Raw genomic sequence first — 16412 nt, 5'->3', positions numbered from 1 at the left:
GCGAGGGTCAAGTGTTGAAAATCCGCTCCTTAACGGCGCTGCACGAGAGGGATATTCGGTCATGAATTTCAAAGGTTTGATCAAGCGTGCCGAGACTGTGGAGAGAGCGTTCAAGGAGCTCGAAACCGATTTGGCGGATGCGTTTAGAGAATGTCTCAATGTGGACGATCAGTCGCCGCTGAACGACGTCACTGTGCCGGATGAAACTGTATCGGATGAGAATCTCCCGGCAACGGATGACAACTCGCAGCTCGAGGCCAATGCGGACGCCTTCGAGACCGCACGACGGCTGTCCCCCCATACGCAAACCCGGCTGGCTGCCTTAAGTGCGGTCGATGGGCTCTTTCACGACGCGCAGGAGTATCTGGGGGAGATCAATGCGAAACTGTCGGAGATCGCGACCTCGCATCATCTGACGGGCGAATTTCTAAAACTGCTCCACGGCGACATTCTTCGCGCCAACGAATTGGAGCTGGCAAATACCGGCCTGACCGCGCAGCAAAGAGTGCTGTCCGAACAGCTCCACGATGCAACCAGAAAGCAGCGCGAGCGCGACAGCGCTATCGAGGCCCTGCAGCAGCACGAGGCGAGCCTGGTCGAGGACAAGGAAGCACTTCGCGGCGCGCTGGCTGCGGCAAGGCTGGAACTCGTCGTGGCAGGCAATGCGAGCGCAAAACGCGAGGCCGAGTTCGGCGAGCTTGTCAAAACGCTCTCGGCCAGAGCGGTCGAGGCCAACAGACGCTCGCGCGAGAACGAGATGCTGCGGGAGAAGCATGTCAGTCTGTCGATCGATCTCGACAAGGCGCTGAAACGGGAGGCCGAGGCGCGGCACAGGCTGGACGAACTCTCGACCGTCCATGCCAATGACGCCGCGCAGGTTTCCGAACTGCTGGCCGCGCTTGGCAAGAGCGAGAAAGAGGAAATGCGGCTGCAGAAATCGCTCGATATGGCGCAGACGAAGCTGTCGGAAATAACGGAAGCGGCCCGCCTCAGGGACGGTGACAGGGAAGCCGAGCTTGCACGCAGTGTCGCGGAGATGACCGGCTTGCGTTCTGAAATCGAGGACCTTCGATCGCGGCTGGAAGCCGCCTCCAACCACAACAGCGAAGCCGTCACCGAGATCGCCAGGCTCAAGGCTCAAGCGAGCGACGCGGTGGCCGAAAAGCAAATTGTCGAGCAAAAATTGTCCGCTCTCACGAAGGAGAGCGAACACGACAAGATGAACCTTTCCGCGGTCAGCGCGAATTTTTCGCAGCTTTCCCTGCAGCAGGCATCCGAACAGATACAGTTCGACGTCCAGCGGCAGGAATGCGAGGATCTGCGAGCCGAAGTCGCGTCGCTTCAAGCCCGGGTCAAGGAACTGTTGCCCTATGAGCGGCTCCACAAGGCCACCAACGCCAGACCGCGTGAAGACGGCGTGGTCGAGATCACCGCCGCGGTGGCGGAGAAGGCCCGCGCCAGCAGGCGGCGCCTTCGCCTGCGCGCTGCTTCGTAGCTCAGGCGCGGCTGTCTGAATTTCGACTGGTGTGAAGCGGATATCCGTCAAAGGATCGCGGGTCGAGCGTGAGGCTGGCCTTCGCTGCGTCGGCCTGCAATAGTGCACGCCGGTGAAGCGGAGGGGCTGAGCATGCGGCTGTTCACAAACCGGAATCACCTCCGGTGGAGGATGTTGGCCTTCATCGCCCTCATTACGCTTTCGCCGAAAGCGGCGTCGGCCGATACCATCCCACCCGACAGGATCGCCGCGGCCATTGCGAAGCTCGAATTGCTGGCCGAAGGCGTCGTCGCGGATGGTAGCGTGCCCGGTCTGGCCATCGGCGTCGTGCACGGCGACGAGGTGATCTTCCTCAAGGGGTTCGGGCATCGCGAAGCCGGAAAACCGGAGATCGTCGATGCTGACACGGTCTTCCAGATTGCCTCGCTCTCCAAGCCGGTCTCCGCCACCGTCGTGGCGGCGCTGGTCAGCGACGGGATCGCTTCGTGGGATTCCAAGATCGCCGACCTCGATCCGGCTTTCCGGCTCGCTCAGCCCTATCCGACCAGCGAACTCACGGTCCGCGACCTGTTTGCGCACCGCGGCGGGCTTCCCGGCACCGCCGGCGACGACCTCGAGGACATCGGCTATGACCGCGCGGAGATCCTGCGCCGGCTGCGGTTCGTGTCGCCGTCATCGAGCTTTTGTGCGGGTTATTCCTACAGCAATTTCGGACTGACCGAGGGTGCCGTCGCGGCCGCGAAGCCGACGGGTAAATCATGGGAAAAGGTCGCCGAAGAGAAGCTCTATCGTCCGCTTGGAATGGCCTCGACCAGCTCCCGTCATTCGGACTTCATCAAGCACGCCAACCGCGCCGAGCTTCACGCCAAAATCGATGGCGCCTGGACCGCGAAAGTCCAGCGCTATCCGGATGCGCAGGCGCCAGCAGGCGGCGTCAGTTCCACCGCACGCGACCTCTCGCAATGGATGCGCCTTGTGCTCGGCAACGGGGTCTATGCCGGCAAGAGACTCATTGCCGCCGATGCGCTGGACCAGACACATATTCCCTTGACGGCTCGCGGCAAGAATCCCGTCTCCGGAGGCGAGGCCTTCTACGGCCTCGGCTGGAATATCGAATTCGGCCGGCACGGGCTGATCTGGGGTCACGCGGGCGCCTTCAGCGCCGGCGCACGCAGCCTGGTGATGCTCTTCCCCGAGGAGAAGCTTGGCATCGTCGTCGTCGCCAACGCCTTTCCGACAGGCGTGCCGGAGGGGCTGTCCGACAGCTTCGCCGATCTCGTTTTCGACGGAACGCTGGGGAAGGATAAGGTAAAGGCATGGAATAATATCTATGCGAGCATGTTCGGCCCGGTGATTGCGGCGGCCAAGGCTACCTATGCCGCGTCACCCTCTCCAGCAAGTCCGGCCGAGCCGGCCAGTGCCTATGAAGGCCGTTACTTCAACGACTTCTTCGGCGAAGCTATTGTGTCGGGCGAAGGAGACACTCTTGTCCTCAAGGTCGGGCCCGCCGGCGCGCGGTCCTATTCGCTGAAGCATTTCGACCGCGACCTCTTCGTGACCTTCCCCGATGCCGAGATGCCGGACAGGCCCTCGGCCGTCAGCTTTGCCCTCGGCCCCGACGGCAAGGCGTCGGCCATGACCGTTGATTTTCTCAACGACAATCATCTCGGTACGCTGCAGCGCGTGGGGGACTAGGGGTCAGCACCCAACCAATCCGAACGACCGAGTTCGACCCCATTGCGGACATCCAGTAATTCCGGCAAACGTCAGCCGGAACTGTCGTGCGCGAAGGTTGTGAAAGTTCCATGATGTTGAGGGTATGTGCTCTCTATGCCGTCATAGCTCTGTCCCTCTCTGGTTGCGCGGGACTCGGCTCGTTGAAATACCAAGGCGTGGTGGAAGGAAGACCCCCGACCAGTCTTGGCAAGCAGCTTCCATACGGAGAGTATTTCAAGGTGCAGGTGTCATCTACCATCGACATCACACAATATTTGGAAAGGTCGAGCAGAGAGCACGTCTATCTGCTCGCACGGCTATGCCCTGCCTCCGGCCAAAAGGACTCGAAAGTCATCGCATTCGGGCCGTTTGAAACTCGTCAGCGCCAACAATACGACATCTATCTCGTGGCACGACATCCTGAATCCGGCATCCGATACAGCGACACCTTCCTTGCAGAGTTCGGCGCCTACGACCTCAAGAGGGACAAGCGCGACGTCTGCATCAAATTTTCCGCTCCAGGGTATCCTGCCGCCGTACAATCCGAGGAGTTGCGAGTTCCTGCCGAGGTGTTCAGTCGCAATGCGAATGCCGAGTAGGTCCGCTTTCCATCCATCTCGGCCATTTGGCGGCAGCCAGTTGATCGAGTTTTGCTCCCAGGCCGCCGGACTCAAATTGAACCGTGCCGCCGGCGCGTTCTCAACTCACGACGCCGCGCTCAACTCAAAGACGCCGGGCCGAACTGGAGCAATTTGAAGCAATCGCCGCTTCCCGACTTCAACTGCGTCAGGAAGGGTTTCGACCGGTCGAGCCATTCCTGGTGCGATCTGGCATCGGCTTCGATTTCATTGGCCGGTGCAAGCTTGACGAAGCCGCGCCCGTTGCTGAAAAGCCAGCACGCGCGGCCGAGAAACCGCCTGCTGCGCTGGCGCAGGAGGTCGGCATCATAAAAGACGTCGAGCACCTCCTGCTTGATCTTCCGCTCCTTTTCGGGATTGGCGATCGCAACCTCGATCGGCCCGCCGCCGATCGCATCCTGCAGGTCCTTGTAATCCAGGGCGATCTGGGTAGTGGCATATTTGATATCGCTCTCGTCCCGGACGATGTTGAACCATAGCGTTGGGTTGAGCTCGTTGACGACGAACGATGCTTCGAAATCGCGTGACAGATTCAGGATATCGAACCCCTGAACATCGACGTCGCGCTCGACCAGAAGGATCTGCGAAACCTGCTTGGCGAGCGCCGTTCCGTGGGCGCTGACGGCGGCATTGTTTCCGCCGAGTTCCGGACTGACATAGGCGCCGCCATCATCCAGCAGCGCATCGAATTCGCCGAGGGCCTCCACGACAGCGCTGCCGCGGGCAACACGCGCCGCCAGTTTGGCGAGAACCTGCTGGAGCTCCGTTTCGCGTTTGCGCTGGTCCTGATAATTCTGCTGAAAAAAGAAGATGAACAGGGACACGCCAATCCCGATCAGGATCACGCCCAGCTGCGAAAAGATATTGCGATAATATTCCAGCAGCTTTTCACGATGGCGTACGTCGTCACGCACACTGTGCGCCACGCGAAGATTGACGATCAGCGAAACGACCAGGAGCCCGGCACCGACCAGGATCAGACCGCCGATCAGCAGGTAGCCATGCCGTGAGTTGAAGTCCATTCCTTTGCCGCGCTCCCCGAAACCCCAGACGGGCGCAGACTAATACCATTCCGCTTCAATACACATACGTTTCCTAGGAACGCCGGCGACAGATCCCCGCTGGTCGGCCACTGTTTCTTACAGCCAGGACTATGCTCGCCATCCGCCCTCGTTTCGTGGCGGTCTTCTCGCGGCCGGAATTCAGGCCGCGTGCTTGGAACCAATGAAGGGCGAGACTGTTCAGCTATGACTTTGATACGACGCCGACGTGCCCGGCCGGCTGGGCATGCGGCGATCTTGAGGAGTTCTCATCATGAAGATTTCGTCCAGATTTCGTTCAGTCGCAGTTGCCGTCATTGCTGCGGCGGCAGTTAGCTTTGCCAGCGTCGCGCATGCCGACAGCGGTACGATCCGCTTCGCCGTCTACAAGGCGGCCTTTTTCATCGGCGGCTCCGGAGGCGAGGGCACACTGACCTTCCATGGTCGCCGATATCCCATCTCGGTCGGCGGCATCTCGGGCGGCCTCGCCTTCGGCGCCTCCAAGACCTATTTCAAAGGTACCGTGCGCCACATACGCCGCGCCCGGGATGTGACGGGGGTGTACGGTGCAGCGGGCGGTGGCGGCGCGCTCGGCAAAGGAGCCCAGGTGATCGTCATGACCAATGACAAGGGTGCCCAACTCGAACTCACAGGCAGGCAGGTAGGCCTGCAAGTCAATGCCGATCTCAGCGGTATGAGCATCTCGCTGAAGTAAGGACAGTCACTGCATTCGTCATTCCTTGGATGGGCCGGATTTGGCCGCTCCAAACCGCAGCCCATCCATCAGCAGCGACACCAATCGGCGCGAGCGGTCGCGCCAGTCCTTGGTGTCCGGGGCCGAATAGATGCCGCCCAGCGCATGCAGCACGTCGGAGGCATCGACATCGCCGCGGATCGAGCCGTCGGCGACCGCGGCATCGATCAGCCGCCGCAAGGCGAGCGTCACCCTGCCGGAAACGTCGGAGAACAGGGTTGAGTTGGTCGTGAGCAGGATGCGCAGGCTTGTCGACAGCCCGCGCTTGGTGGCGATGTAGTCGACGAAGCGCTGCATCCATTGTTCGAGCGCCATGTCGGGCGCATGATCGCGGGCGAGTTCGTCGGCCGCCTGGCACAGTCCTTCCACTTCGCGCCGATAAACCACCTCGACCAGGTGCTCGCGGGTTGGGAAATGCCGGTAGAGCGTGCCGATGCCGACGCCGGCCTGGCGCGCAATCTCCTCCAGCGAGGCATCGACGCCTTGCGCGGCAAAGGCTTTTGCCGCGACCTCGACCAGCGCATCGCGGTTGCGCTGCGCGTCGGCGCGCAGCGGTTTTGCAACGGCGGCTTCGGTTTTGTCTCCAGAAATGACGGGCGGCTCCGCGGCCAATTTTTTCTCCAGTGTTGATCCGAAGCATAACCGAACAGGCAGGCCCCGTTTCAAGAACGCAGACGCTTCCACCTTCGTTACGTCTCCGACAAATATAATCGCAAGTAAATATAATCACAGGATCGAGTCTGGGCCGGCGTTCCGGCAGGCGAGGCATCTTGCCCGCCTCCGGTGCACGGCCGGTGGATGACGACGGAGAATATTTCCTCGCGGCCGGCACTCCTCATCTGTTCGGCCGATGCCGTGGGGCAAAAATGAGCCCACGTTGAGCACGATCCCCTCAGGATCATTGGACTGTCCTGCCCCTACAGACAGTTCAGAGAGCACCACCGGCTTGGGCCGGTGGTGCTTTTTTGTCTCCAGGCATGACGGCCGGCTGCCCTGCCAATTTTCTCCAATTTCGATCAATTTCGATCCGGGGCTTGAACAGGGCAGGGCAGGCCCTTAGGTAATAAGCGGAGGCGCCTCCGATTGTGGAGCGCCTTTCTCATGTAATCACGGGATCGGGTATGTCACGTCTTTCGACCTCCCAAGCCGCAGCCCTCCCGGAGCTCGCGCCAAGTCGAACCGACCCCCTCTGCCCTGCCAGGCACTTCCCCCAAGGGGAAGATAGCCTTCACCTAGCCATAAGCTGACCTTGCCGCTCGCCGGCCTGGCACCAGATCATCCCCTCCCGCGTCAAGCAACTGGAGCCAGACGCCCCATGACAAGCAAAACCCGAACTCCAATCCAACTTCGAATCAACGGACATCGACATGAGCTGGAGGTCGAACCGCGCGTTACCCTGCTCGACGCCTTGCGCGACCATCTCGGCCTGACCGGCACCAAGAAGGGCTGCGACCAGGGCCAGTGCGGCGCCTGCACCGTTCATATCGACGGCCAGCGCGTGCTGGCCTGCCTGACGCTTGCCACTCAGGCTGAAAGCAGGGACATCACCACCATCGAAGGGCTTGCCGGGGAGGATGGCACGCTGCATGCGGTGCAGGCCGCCTTCCTCGAACAGGATGCCTTCCAGTGCGGCTATTGCACGCCGGGCCAGATCATGTCGGCGGTCGCCTGCATTCGCGAAGGCCATGCCGGCTCGGATGAGGAGATCCGCGAATACATGGCCGGCAATCTCTGCCGCTGCGGCGCCTATCCGCATATCGTCGCCGCCGTGCGCCAGGCGGCCATGGAGGCCGCGTCATGAGGGACTTTTCGTATCTCCGCGCCGGCTCCGTCGATGCAGCCCGTGAGGCAGCAGCACTTCCCGGCGCCATGCTTCTGGCCGGCGGCACGACGCTTGTCGATCTCGCGAAATGCGGCGTTGCCGAACCCGAGACCGTGGTCGACATCACCCATCTCAAGGGACTGGACACGATTGCCGTTGATGACCGGGGCGCCGCGATCGGGGCGCTGGCCAGGATGAGCACCGTCGCCGACCATGCCGGTATCAAGAGCCGGTTCCCTGCCGTTTCGGAGGCGCTGTGGCAGGCGGCATCGGCGCAGCTGCGCAACATGGCGACGATCGGCGGCAATCTGATGCAGCGTACACGCTGCCCCTATTTCCGCGATCCGGCGAATTTCCCCGCTTGCAACAAGCGCTCGCCCGGCAGCGGCTGCTCGGCGATTGGCGGCGTCACCCGCGGCCATGCCGTGCTCGGCACCAGCGAGGCCTGCGTCGCCACCTATCCCGGCGACCTGGCGGTTGCACTCGTCGCCTTCGACGCGATCGTCCATCTCGGCGACCGTCAGATCGCTGTCGATGATTTTTTCCTGTTGCCGGGCAGCACGCCCGAAAGGGAACATGCGATCGAGCCCGGCGAGATGATCACCGCGATCGGCATTCCCGCTTCGGCGGCCGCCCGCCGCTCGACCTATCTCAAGGTCCGCGACCGCCAGTCCTATGAATTCGCCGCGGCAAGTGCCGCGGTCGGCATCGAATTCGAGGCCGACGGAAGGACGATCCGCGATCTGCGCGTCGCGCTTGGCGGTGTCGCCACCAAGCCATGGCGCGCCCTTGCCGTCGAAGAGGCGCTGAAAGGCAAAGTGCTCGAGCCGGAGGTCGTCAGGCAAGCCAGCCTGCTCGCCGTCGAGGGCACCGTCGACCATGGCGCCAACCACTACAAGATCGAACTGGCGCCGCGCGTCGTCGCCCGCGCCATCCTCAAAATGGGAGAAACGGCATGACCGTTCACGAGTTGAGAACAAGACCAGGCGATGCCAAACGCGGCGACGCTTCGGACGGTGCCGTCCTCGCCGACCAGGTCGGCGGCCGGCTGTCGCGCGTCGACGGCCCGGCCAAGATCACCGGTGCCGCCAAATACGCCGTCGAGCAGCAGCTCGAGGGGCTCACCCATGCGGTGCTGGTCGAGAGCACCATTGCCGCCGGCCGGGTGCGTTCGATCGACACGACCGCGGCCAAGGCGTCGCCCGGCGTGCTGCTGGTGCTGACGCCCGACAACATCCTGCCGCTGAGAACCGCAACGGACTGGCTGGGCACGCCGCCGCCGGACGTCGCCTATTGCCCGCTGGCGCGCGACATCACCTTCAGCGGCCAGCATGTCGCGGCGGTGGTGGCCGAGAGTTTCGAGCAGGCGGTCGCCGCCGCGACGCTGGTCAAGATCGCCTATGACGAGGCGCCGGCGATCGTCGACCTCAGCGACCCAAAGGCCGGCGACGGCATCCCGGTCGATGCGATGACCAAGGAATGGGGCGAGGCGGAGACAGCGTTCGCCTCGGCTCCGGTCAGGATCTGCAACGCCTACAACACGCCGCGCGAATACCAGGCGCCGATGGAGCCGCATGGCCTGATCGCAAAGTGGCAGGGCGACCAGCTGACGGTCTGGGAGCCGAGCCAATGGCTCGACGGCATGGCCCGGACCTATGCCGAATGGTTCGGCGTGCCGTTCGAGAATGTACGACTGGTCTCGCCCTATATTGGTGGCGGCTTCGGCTCCAAGGCGTTTGCCTATGGCTACGGCGCTGTAGCGGCAGTTGCCGCCAAAATGCTGGGACGGCCGGTGAAGCTGGCGGTCACCAGGCCGCAGACCTTCACCGCCTATGGCGGACGGGCGGCGACCCGCCAGACGGTGGCGCTCGGCGCCAACGCGGAGGGTCAGATCCAGTCGATCGTGCATCGCGGCGTCAACGAGACCTCGGTCGACGGCATGTGGGTCGAGCCGCTCGGCTCGGTCACCTCGGTCATGTACGCGACGCCGAATTTCTCGTCGCGGCAGAACGTCGTGCGGGTCAACACGGTGGTGCCGGGGGCATTGCGCGCGCCGGGCGAGAACCCGAGCGCCTTCGGCATCGAAAGCGCCATCGACGAGCTCGCCTACGAGGTCGGTATCGACCCGCTGGAAATCCGTCTCAGGAACTATGCCGAGCAGGATCCGCATGCGAAGAAGCCGTGGTCGACACGGCAACTGCGTGAGGCCTTCGCGGCCGGCGCCGAAGCCTTTGGCTGGTCGAAGCGGAACCCCCGGCCGCGTTCGATGCGCGACGGCAACCAGCTGATCGGCTGGGGTGTCGCGGCGGGCACCTACCCGGTGCGGCGCGCCTATGGCGAGGCGGTCGTGCGCATTCTCGCCGACGGCTCGGTCGAGGTCGAAAGCTCATCGATCGACATGGGGCAGGGCACCTACACGATCCTGGCGCAGACCGCCGCCGAGGTGGTGGGCGTGCCGGCGGAAAACGTCGTCGTCAAGCTTGGCGATTCCCGCTATGCCCGTGCCGGCGTCACCGGCGGTTCGCGGCTGGCCGGGGTGATGACCGGCGCCGTCCACAAGGCGGCGAGTGCCGCGCTCGACCAACTGATCGGGCTCGCCATCAGCGATCCGGCTTCGCCGTTCCATGCACTGCAGGCCAACACGCTCGTCGTCGCCAATGGCCGCGTCGCTTCACCGCGCGGCAACGGCCCTGAAGTTTCCATCGCCGAACTGCTCAGCAGCGTCGGGCGCGAGCATATCGAGGCGAAGGGCGACACCATGCCGGCCAATTCGACGGTCGAGGACCGCTACAAGAACTACACCACCATAGCCATGGCGCTGCCGCACACCGAGGGCGACTATTCCCGCCACAGCTGGTGCGCGCATTTCATCGAAGTCCGCGTCGACGAGGACTTTGGCACGGTTCGCGTCTCCCGCGTGGTGTCGGCGCTGGATTCGGGCCGGCTCTACAACCCCAAGCTCGCCGAAAGCCAATGGAAGGGCGGCATCATCATGGGCATCGGCCAGGCGCTGCTCGAGGAGGGCATCGTCGACCGCCGCCACGGCCGCATCGTCAACAACAATCTCGCCGACTATCTCATCGCCACCAATGCCGACATTCCCGACATCGAGGTGATCTCGGTCGGTATTCCCGATCCGCATTCCTCGGCGCTTGGCGGCAAGGGGGTCGGCGAGCTGGGCATTGTCGGCGTGGCGCCGGCGATCGCCAACGCGGTATTCCACGCCACCGGGAAAAGGGTGCGGGACCTGCCGATCACGCTGGAGAAGCTGATTTAGGCGGAGGTCGGGACTGTCGGCGCATTGGCGATTGGCGAAAGCCGAGGTGACGACCGATCTCCCCACGAGAGGGGAGATCGGCAGCTTCAACGCTCTGCCTTTTTCAGGCTCACCACGACAGACTGAACGCGAGCTTGCCGAAATGCCGGCCGCCGGCCGCCATGTGGGCGTAGGCCTCGGTCGCCTGGTGCTGGCTGTAGACCGTGTCGATGACCGGATTGATACGGGCGGCGCCGATGGCGCGCGCCGCGTCGCACAGGTCGGATACCGAACCGGTGTTGTTGCCCACAACCTTGAGTGCCTTGATGATGATCGGCAGCAGGTTCGTGGTGGCCTCGGCGCCGGTGACGAAGCCGATGGCGAACACCGTGCCGCCGGGCGCCGCGGCATTGATGGAGCGGGCGAAGGTAGCCGCGCCGGCGGTTTCGACGATCAGATCGGCGCCGAGCCCGTCGGTCAACTCGAGCACCTTGGCGTCCCAGTCCGGCGTCTCACGATAATTAATGAGATGATCCGCACCCAAGGCCTTGGCGCGCGCCAGCTTTTCGTCCGACGACGAGGTGATGATGACCGTGGCGCCGGCTGCCTTGGCCAGCTGCAGGGTCAGGATCGAGACACCGCCGGTACCGAGCAGGACGACGACCGACCCCGGCCCGACATCGGCGGCGCGAAGCGCATTCCACGCGGTGGTGCCGGCGATCGGCAGCGTCGCTGCCGCTTCGAAGGACAGATGCGCCGGCATCGGCACAACGGCATTGGCCGGCAGCGCGACATATTCGGCGAGCGAGCCGGGCAGTGTCAGCCCGCGCATCTCTCTGGTCTCATAAGGCCGCGGACGGCCGCCGATCCAGCGCGGTTTTGCATGGGCGATGACGCGGTCGTTGATGGCGAGCCTCGACACGCCCTCGCCGATGCCGACGATCTCGCCGGCGCCGTCGACGACGGGAATGAGCGGAAAGCTCGGACCTGGATAGTTGCCGCTCGCTATCGCGACATCGACAAAATTGAGGCTTGCGGCGCGCAGGCGGATCAGCACTTCGCCGCGCTGCGGTTCAGGCGTGGGAACGGTGGCCGCGCGAAACGCGTCCAGTCTCGGGGCAGTCAGTTCGATCGCTTTCATGTCTCACTCCGGTTGATGGCCGATTGACGGGCCGGGATTGGGTGAAACTAGCTGCTGCGCTATTGGTATATAATCCTTGGCTTTTACATATGAGCTCTGCGCCTGATGCAGCAATCGCACGAACCGGCAGCATTGGTCGAAATGGCCGCCTTCGCGGCAATCGCCGAAGCACGCTCCTTCACCAAGGCGGCTGCTCGCATCGGTCGCGACGCGACGATCCTGTCGCGGCGCCTTGCCTCGCTGGAAGAGCGGTTGGGCGTGCGCCTGCTGCACCGGACGACACGAAGCGTGTCGCTGACCGAGGCGGGTTCGGAATTTCTCGTCCGCGTCCGCACCATTCTGGCTGCGGTCGACGAGGCCGAGGCTGTCGCGTCGGCGCATGCCGGCGGCGGGCCGCGCGGCGTGCTGCGGCTGGCGCTGCCCGGCTCGTTCGGGCGCATGTGGATCGGCCCGCTGCTGCCACAGTTTCTCACCGAATTTCCCGAAGTCCGTATCGAGGCCGAGTTCTCCAACCGTTTCGTCGATCTCGTCGCCGAGAATTTCGATGTCGCCGTCCGTCTCGGCGCGCTGGAGGATTCGCGGCTGGTGGCGCGCAAGGTCGCGACACGGCGGCGGCTGCTGTGCGCCGCGCCGTCCTACCTCGCCCGCCGGGGCACGCCGACTGAACCTGAAGCACTGCTGGAACACAGTTGCCTGGGCTTCTCAGGTTTCCAGACCTTTCCGGCCTGGGAGATGACCGACAGTTCGGGCCGGCGCGTCAGTATCGAGGTCTCCGGGCCGCTGGTCACCGACGACGCCGAGGTGCTGGTCGAAGCCGCCGTGCAAGGCGTCGGACTGATGATGAGCACGGATTGGCTGGTCGGACGCGAGCTCGCCGACGGCCGGCTGGTGCCAGTGCTGGAGGACTGGACGCTTGCCGACGAGGGCGCCGTCTATGTCGTCATGCCTTCGGCCAAGGGGCAAGCCGCCAAGACACGTGCCTTCGCCGACTGGATCGGCAAACGCTTTGCGCCGGTCCCGCCGTGGCGGAGGTGAGGGTGGGTCGCGGCGCGTGGAGCGTCAGCGCCGTCTCTCGTAGAGGAAGGCGTCGGCGATCTATGTGAGACGACCCCCTCTGGCCGCTTCGCGGCCATCTCCCCCTCGAGGGGGGAGATTACGCGCTCAGCCGCCTCCGCCTCCACCACCCTGCTTGATGAAATGACCGAGCAGATCCATCGGCACCGGAAACACGACCGTCGACGAGCGCTCACCGGCGATGTCATGGAGAGCCTCGAAATAGCGTAGCTGCATGGCCTGCGGTGCTTCGGCCAGCATCTTGCCGGCCTCGACGAGCTTTGCCGCCGCCTGCTGTTCGCCGTCGGCATTGATCACTTTCGCACGCCGCAGCCGTTCCGCCTCGGCCTGCTTGGCGATGGCGCGGACCATGTTCTCGTTGAGGTCGACATGCTTGATCTCGACATCGGAGACCTTGATGCCCCAGGCATCGGTGCGCTGGTCGAGAATCTCCTGGATATCGCTGTTGAGCTTGTCACGTTCGGCCAGCATTTCATCGAGCTCATGCTTGCCGAGCACCGACCGCAACGTGGTCTGTGCCAGCTGGTTGGTGGCGGTCATGAAGTCTTCAACCTGGATCACCGCCCGCTCGGCGTCGACGATACGAAAATACAGCACCGCGTTGACCTTCACCGAGACGTTGTCGCGCGAGATCACGTCCTGCGGCGGGACGTCCTGGACCACCACTCGCAGGTCGACCTTCACCATCTGCTGCACGAAGGGGATGAGGATGATAAGGCCGGGGCCCTTGACCCCGGTGAAGCGGCCGAGCGTGAAGACCACGCCGCGCTCATATTCCCGCAGGATGCGAATGGCCGCGGATAGGAACATGACCACGACGAGCGCTGCTGCCAGATAGGCCACATAACCGATGATCATTGCCTTGCTCCATCGCTTCTCACATTGCGGCGCCGTATCGTCAGCACAAGATCCCTGACATCGGCCACCTCGACGCTGTCGCCCACTGCAAGCGGTTCGTCGGCTTTTGCCCGCCAGCGCTCGCCCCGGGCGAGCACGTGGCCCTCGCTGCCCTGCCAGTCGAGGACCTCCGCCGGCAGCCCCTGCATGGCCTGTGCGCCAACACGCGGAACGTTCTTGCGGGCCGCCCACAGATAGCTGCCGGTCAACAGCGCCAGGCCGAGCGTCAGGACGGCGGCGGTGCCGATAACGGCCCACGACATCTCGAAGCCGGGCCCCTCGATCCTGAGCAACATTGCAGCGCCCAGCAGAAACGCAGCCACGCCTCCCAGCCCAAGGACCACAGTCGGGTTCAAGGCTTCGACGACCAGGAAGATGATGCCAAGCAGCATCAAGGCAAGGCCGGCATAGCTGATCGGCAGGAGATTGAGCGCATAGAGTCCGAGCAGAAGGCAAATCGTGCCGATCACGCCGGGCGCGACCGCGCCCGGGCTCGTGAATTCGAAGACGAGGCCATAGACGCCGACCAGCATCAGGATGACGGCGATGTTCGGGTCCGTGATCACGGCGAGAAGCCGGATGAGCCAGCCTGGCTCGAGCGTTTCGACCGGCAGTCCTTTCGTCGCCATTGCCTCTTTTTTGCCGACGATCTCGACTGTCCGGCCGTCGGCCAGTTGAAGCAGTTCGGTGGTGTCGCGGGCGACGAAGTCGATGACATGCTGCTGCAGCGCCGCGCCGGCCGACAGGCTGGCCGCCTCGCGCACGGCCTTTTCTCCCCATTCGGCATTGCGCCCGCGCAATTCAGCCAGGCTGCGGATCAGGGCAACGGCATCGTTCGTCGCCTTGGCGATCATCGCATCGCCCGCGGGTGCGTTCTTCTTGTCCTTGTCCGCCTCCGGGCCATCGTTCTTGCCGCCGGGAAACGATGGCAGCGGCCCGCCCATCTCGATCGGCGTTGCCGCGCCCAGATTGGTGCCGGGCGCCATCGCCGCCAGATGGGTGGCGTAGAGGATGTAGGTTCCGGCGCTCGCCGCGTGCCCGCCGGCGGGCGCGACATAGCCGATGACGGGAACCGGCGAGGCGAGAATGCCGGCGATCATCTCGCGCATGCTGGTGACCAGCCCGCCGGGCGTGTCCATCTGCAGGATGAGAGCCTGGGCATTTCGGTCCGCGGCCACCGCCAGTGCTTCCTCGAGCTGCCTGGCACTCGCCGGACCGATGGCGCCGTCTATCTCGACGCGCAACACAATTTTCTCCCGGCCGTCCGCCTCTCCGGTTGCGGAAGAGGGACAAACGGCCGCAACAGCCACGAAAGCCGCGGCAAGCAGGACCGCACGCGCGAGTTTCACGCTCAAAGCTCCACATCTAGGAATATGGGCTGGATTTTGCCGAAATCCATGACGCGGCGCGCGGCGGGTGACGCATCGCACGGTCCTACTGGATGTCGGCCTGCTCAGCGGCGGCTACGGCACCGTAGAAGCTCCGCCAATCGGGCACGTTCCGCGTCTATGAAGATCCCGACGACATGCTGCGCCATGTCGACGAAGTCGGCGGCCGCACATGAAGGCGACCGGCGGGCTGTCGCCGTCATTCGATCACACCTATGTTTTGCGCATTGGAGCCATCTCTGGCGGGCTTCTATTGCGCGGCGTCCTCCTGGATTGTCTGTTCCTGGATTCGGGCGGGTGCCCCGAGACACTGATCGTAGCCGATGGTGCAATTATTCAGACATTCGTTGCGCCCCTGGATGGATTTGACGCTGTTGTAGTCGATCGGCACAGCCTGGCATCTCTTCTGGCACGCCTGGTCCTTCTCGGCGCAATTCGTGCCGTGGCCCTTAGGGTACTTCTTCGTGGTCGCTTCAGCGTTCAATGGCAAGACGGCCAGCAGCGCCAGCAGCGTCGGTATCAGTCGGAGCATACGCATGGATCCTCCCTTGCGCGTTAGACCTCTGCACTTGGAGGCAATGTTAGCGCGCCACTTCCGTTGGCCGCATCACCCGTGCGGGGGATGGATGGCAGCGGGGCCGCCGCTAGCCCAGGCAATTTCCCCGTGATCGGTTCTGATCGTCATCGCTCCGGCCGGCAGCCGATCACAAAACGCGACGACGTTCAGGCAATCATATCGCGCGCTGGGCACGATCAGACCGTCATAATCGAGGAAATGCGCGGCCTCGCCGATGTCTTGCGACCTCGGATATTCGGCGTGCTTTTCCTGATACGAAAGCTGCCCGTAGCGCGCGGTGTCGAGGCCAAGGGTCTGCAAGGCTGCCAGGTCGAGCAGTCTGAGCGTCCGGTCCAAAGCAAGATCGATCTCGAAGAGATTGTATCTGACGCGCGAAGGGATCACTGGCTGCCCCCGCGTCAGGTGGAATCTCATCTCGCTCAAGGCACCTTCGCGCTCTTGCGAGGTGTAGAGCACGTCGAACGTTCCATCGTCCCAACGGCCGCCGGAGCTCGAGCACTGGATCGGGCTGCGGCCCTGGCGCACCACACGCCAAACCGTCCCGGAGTATTCGACCGGAACCATTTCCTCGATAGCATCGATGAGCCGACTGTCTCGTCTCATCCGCCCGGCGA

Annotated in this window: 15 protein-coding genes and 1 pseudogene; 9 read left to right on the top strand and 7 right to left on the bottom strand. The window is 63.7% G+C overall.

Annotation, left to right across the window (positions count from 1 at the left end; genetic code table 11):
• The first annotated feature begins 61 nt into the window (after window positions 1-61).
• The 3 genes from NKJ55_RS20475 (at window position 62) to NKJ55_RS20465 (ending at window position 3810) form a co-directional block, all read left to right on the top strand.
• The gene (locus tag NKJ55_RS20475) at window positions 62-1495 is read left to right on the top strand and encodes a coiled-coil domain-containing protein (protein WP_352451443.1); all 1434 of its coding nucleotides are present in this window, start codon (window positions 62-64) and stop codon (window positions 1493-1495) included.
• Window positions 1496-1627: 132 nt separating this feature from the next.
• On the top strand, window positions 1628-3190 hold the full coding sequence (locus tag NKJ55_RS20470) for a serine hydrolase (protein ID WP_352451442.1): 1563 nt from the start codon (window positions 1628-1630) through the stop codon (window positions 3188-3190).
• Between the two features lie 182 nt (window positions 3191-3372).
• A complete protein-coding gene (locus NKJ55_RS20465) occupies window positions 3373-3810 on the top strand; it encodes a hypothetical protein (protein ID WP_352451441.1) in 438 nt (145 codons plus the stop codon).
• Window positions 3811-3929: 119 nt separating this feature from the next.
• Here the strand turns inward: NKJ55_RS20465 and NKJ55_RS20460 are convergent, their stop codons facing one another.
• Entirely contained in the window at window positions 3930-4871 is a 942-nt protein-coding gene (locus tag NKJ55_RS20460; protein ID WP_352451440.1) for a hypothetical protein, read from the bottom strand.
• Window positions 4872-5163: 292 nt separating this feature from the next.
• Here NKJ55_RS20460 and NKJ55_RS20455 point away from each other — a divergent pair, with 292 nt between their 5' ends.
• Complete coding sequence (locus NKJ55_RS20455) at window positions 5164-5604, top strand: lipid-binding SYLF domain-containing protein (protein ID WP_352451439.1); 441 nt, start codon at window positions 5164-5166, stop codon at window positions 5602-5604.
• An 18-nt stretch (window positions 5605-5622) separates the two neighbouring features.
• Here NKJ55_RS20455 and NKJ55_RS20450 read toward each other — a convergent pair whose 3' ends face one another.
• On the bottom strand, window positions 5623-6255 hold the full coding sequence (locus NKJ55_RS20450) for a TetR/AcrR family transcriptional regulator (protein WP_023677324.1): 633 nt from the start codon (window positions 6253-6255) through the stop codon (window positions 5623-5625).
• Window positions 6256-6958: 703 nt separating this feature from the next.
• On the opposite strand from NKJ55_RS20450, the gene NKJ55_RS20445 reads away from it, so the two are divergent.
• Genes NKJ55_RS20445 through NKJ55_RS20435 form a run of 3 tightly spaced genes read left to right on the top strand, consistent with a single transcriptional unit; the run spans window position 6959 to window position 10742 of the window.
• On the top strand, window positions 6959-7444 hold the full coding sequence (locus NKJ55_RS20445) for a (2Fe-2S)-binding protein (RefSeq protein ID WP_352451438.1): 486 nt from the start codon (window positions 6959-6961) through the stop codon (window positions 7442-7444).
• Window positions 7441-8424, top strand: coding sequence for an FAD binding domain-containing protein (locus NKJ55_RS20440; RefSeq protein ID WP_352451437.1), 984 nt, complete (start codon window positions 7441-7443; stop codon window positions 8422-8424). The genes NKJ55_RS20445 and NKJ55_RS20440 overlap by 4 nt, the downstream gene beginning before the upstream one ends.
• The gene (locus NKJ55_RS20435; protein WP_352451436.1) at window positions 8421-10742 is read left to right on the top strand and encodes a xanthine dehydrogenase family protein molybdopterin-binding subunit; all 2322 of its coding nucleotides are present in this window, start codon (window positions 8421-8423) and stop codon (window positions 10740-10742) included. Before NKJ55_RS20440 ends, NKJ55_RS20435 begins: the two co-directional genes overlap by 4 nt.
• 109 nt (window positions 10743-10851) lie before the next feature.
• Here the strand turns inward: NKJ55_RS20435 and NKJ55_RS20430 are convergent, their stop codons facing one another.
• Window positions 10852-11862 (bottom strand): zinc-dependent alcohol dehydrogenase family protein, encoded by a 1011-nt coding sequence (locus NKJ55_RS20430; protein ID WP_352451435.1) that lies wholly within the window; start codon window positions 11860-11862, stop codon window positions 10852-10854.
• 105 nt (window positions 11863-11967) lie between these two features.
• On the opposite strand from NKJ55_RS20430, the gene NKJ55_RS20425 reads away from it, so the two are divergent.
• Window positions 11968-12897, top strand: coding sequence for a LysR family transcriptional regulator (locus NKJ55_RS20425; RefSeq protein WP_352451434.1), 930 nt, complete (start codon window positions 11968-11970; stop codon window positions 12895-12897).
• A gap of 126 nt (window positions 12898-13023) precedes the next feature.
• On the opposite strand, the gene NKJ55_RS20420 is transcribed toward NKJ55_RS20425, so the two are convergent.
• Complete coding sequence (locus NKJ55_RS20420) at window positions 13024-13794, bottom strand: slipin family protein (protein WP_023680344.1); 771 nt, start codon at window positions 13792-13794, stop codon at window positions 13024-13026.
• Window positions 13791-15182 (bottom strand): NfeD family protein, encoded by a 1392-nt coding sequence (locus NKJ55_RS20415; protein WP_352451433.1) that lies wholly within the window; start codon window positions 15180-15182, stop codon window positions 13791-13793. Before NKJ55_RS20415 ends, NKJ55_RS20420 begins: the two co-directional genes overlap by 4 nt.
• Before the next feature lie 88 nt (window positions 15183-15270).
• Between NKJ55_RS20415 and NKJ55_RS20410 the strand changes: the two are divergent.
• Window positions 15271-15397, top strand: a pseudogene (locus NKJ55_RS20410) (HAD family hydrolase); the annotation flags it as partial.
• A 74-nt stretch (window positions 15398-15471) separates the two neighbouring features.
• Here NKJ55_RS20410 and NKJ55_RS20405 read toward each other — a convergent pair.
• Both NKJ55_RS20405 and NKJ55_RS20400 read right to left on the bottom strand, forming a co-directional pair.
• Window positions 15472-15759, bottom strand: coding sequence for a hypothetical protein (locus tag NKJ55_RS20405; RefSeq protein ID WP_352451432.1), 288 nt, complete (start codon window positions 15757-15759; stop codon window positions 15472-15474).
• Window positions 15760-15828: 69 nt separating this feature from the next.
• Window positions 15829-16401, bottom strand: a complete 573-nt coding sequence (locus NKJ55_RS20400) for an RES family NAD+ phosphorylase (RefSeq protein WP_352451431.1) — start codon at window positions 16399-16401, stop codon at window positions 15829-15831.
• Window positions 16402-16412: the final 11 nt, after the last annotated feature.

Origin of the sequence: Mesorhizobium sp. M0106, assembly GCF_040322715.1 — a bacterium.
Taxonomy (GTDB): Bacteria; Pseudomonadota; Alphaproteobacteria; order Rhizobiales; family Rhizobiaceae; genus Mesorhizobium.
The sequence above is the reverse complement of the archived record's forward strand: the minus strand, read 5'-3'. Positions and strand labels throughout refer to the sequence as shown.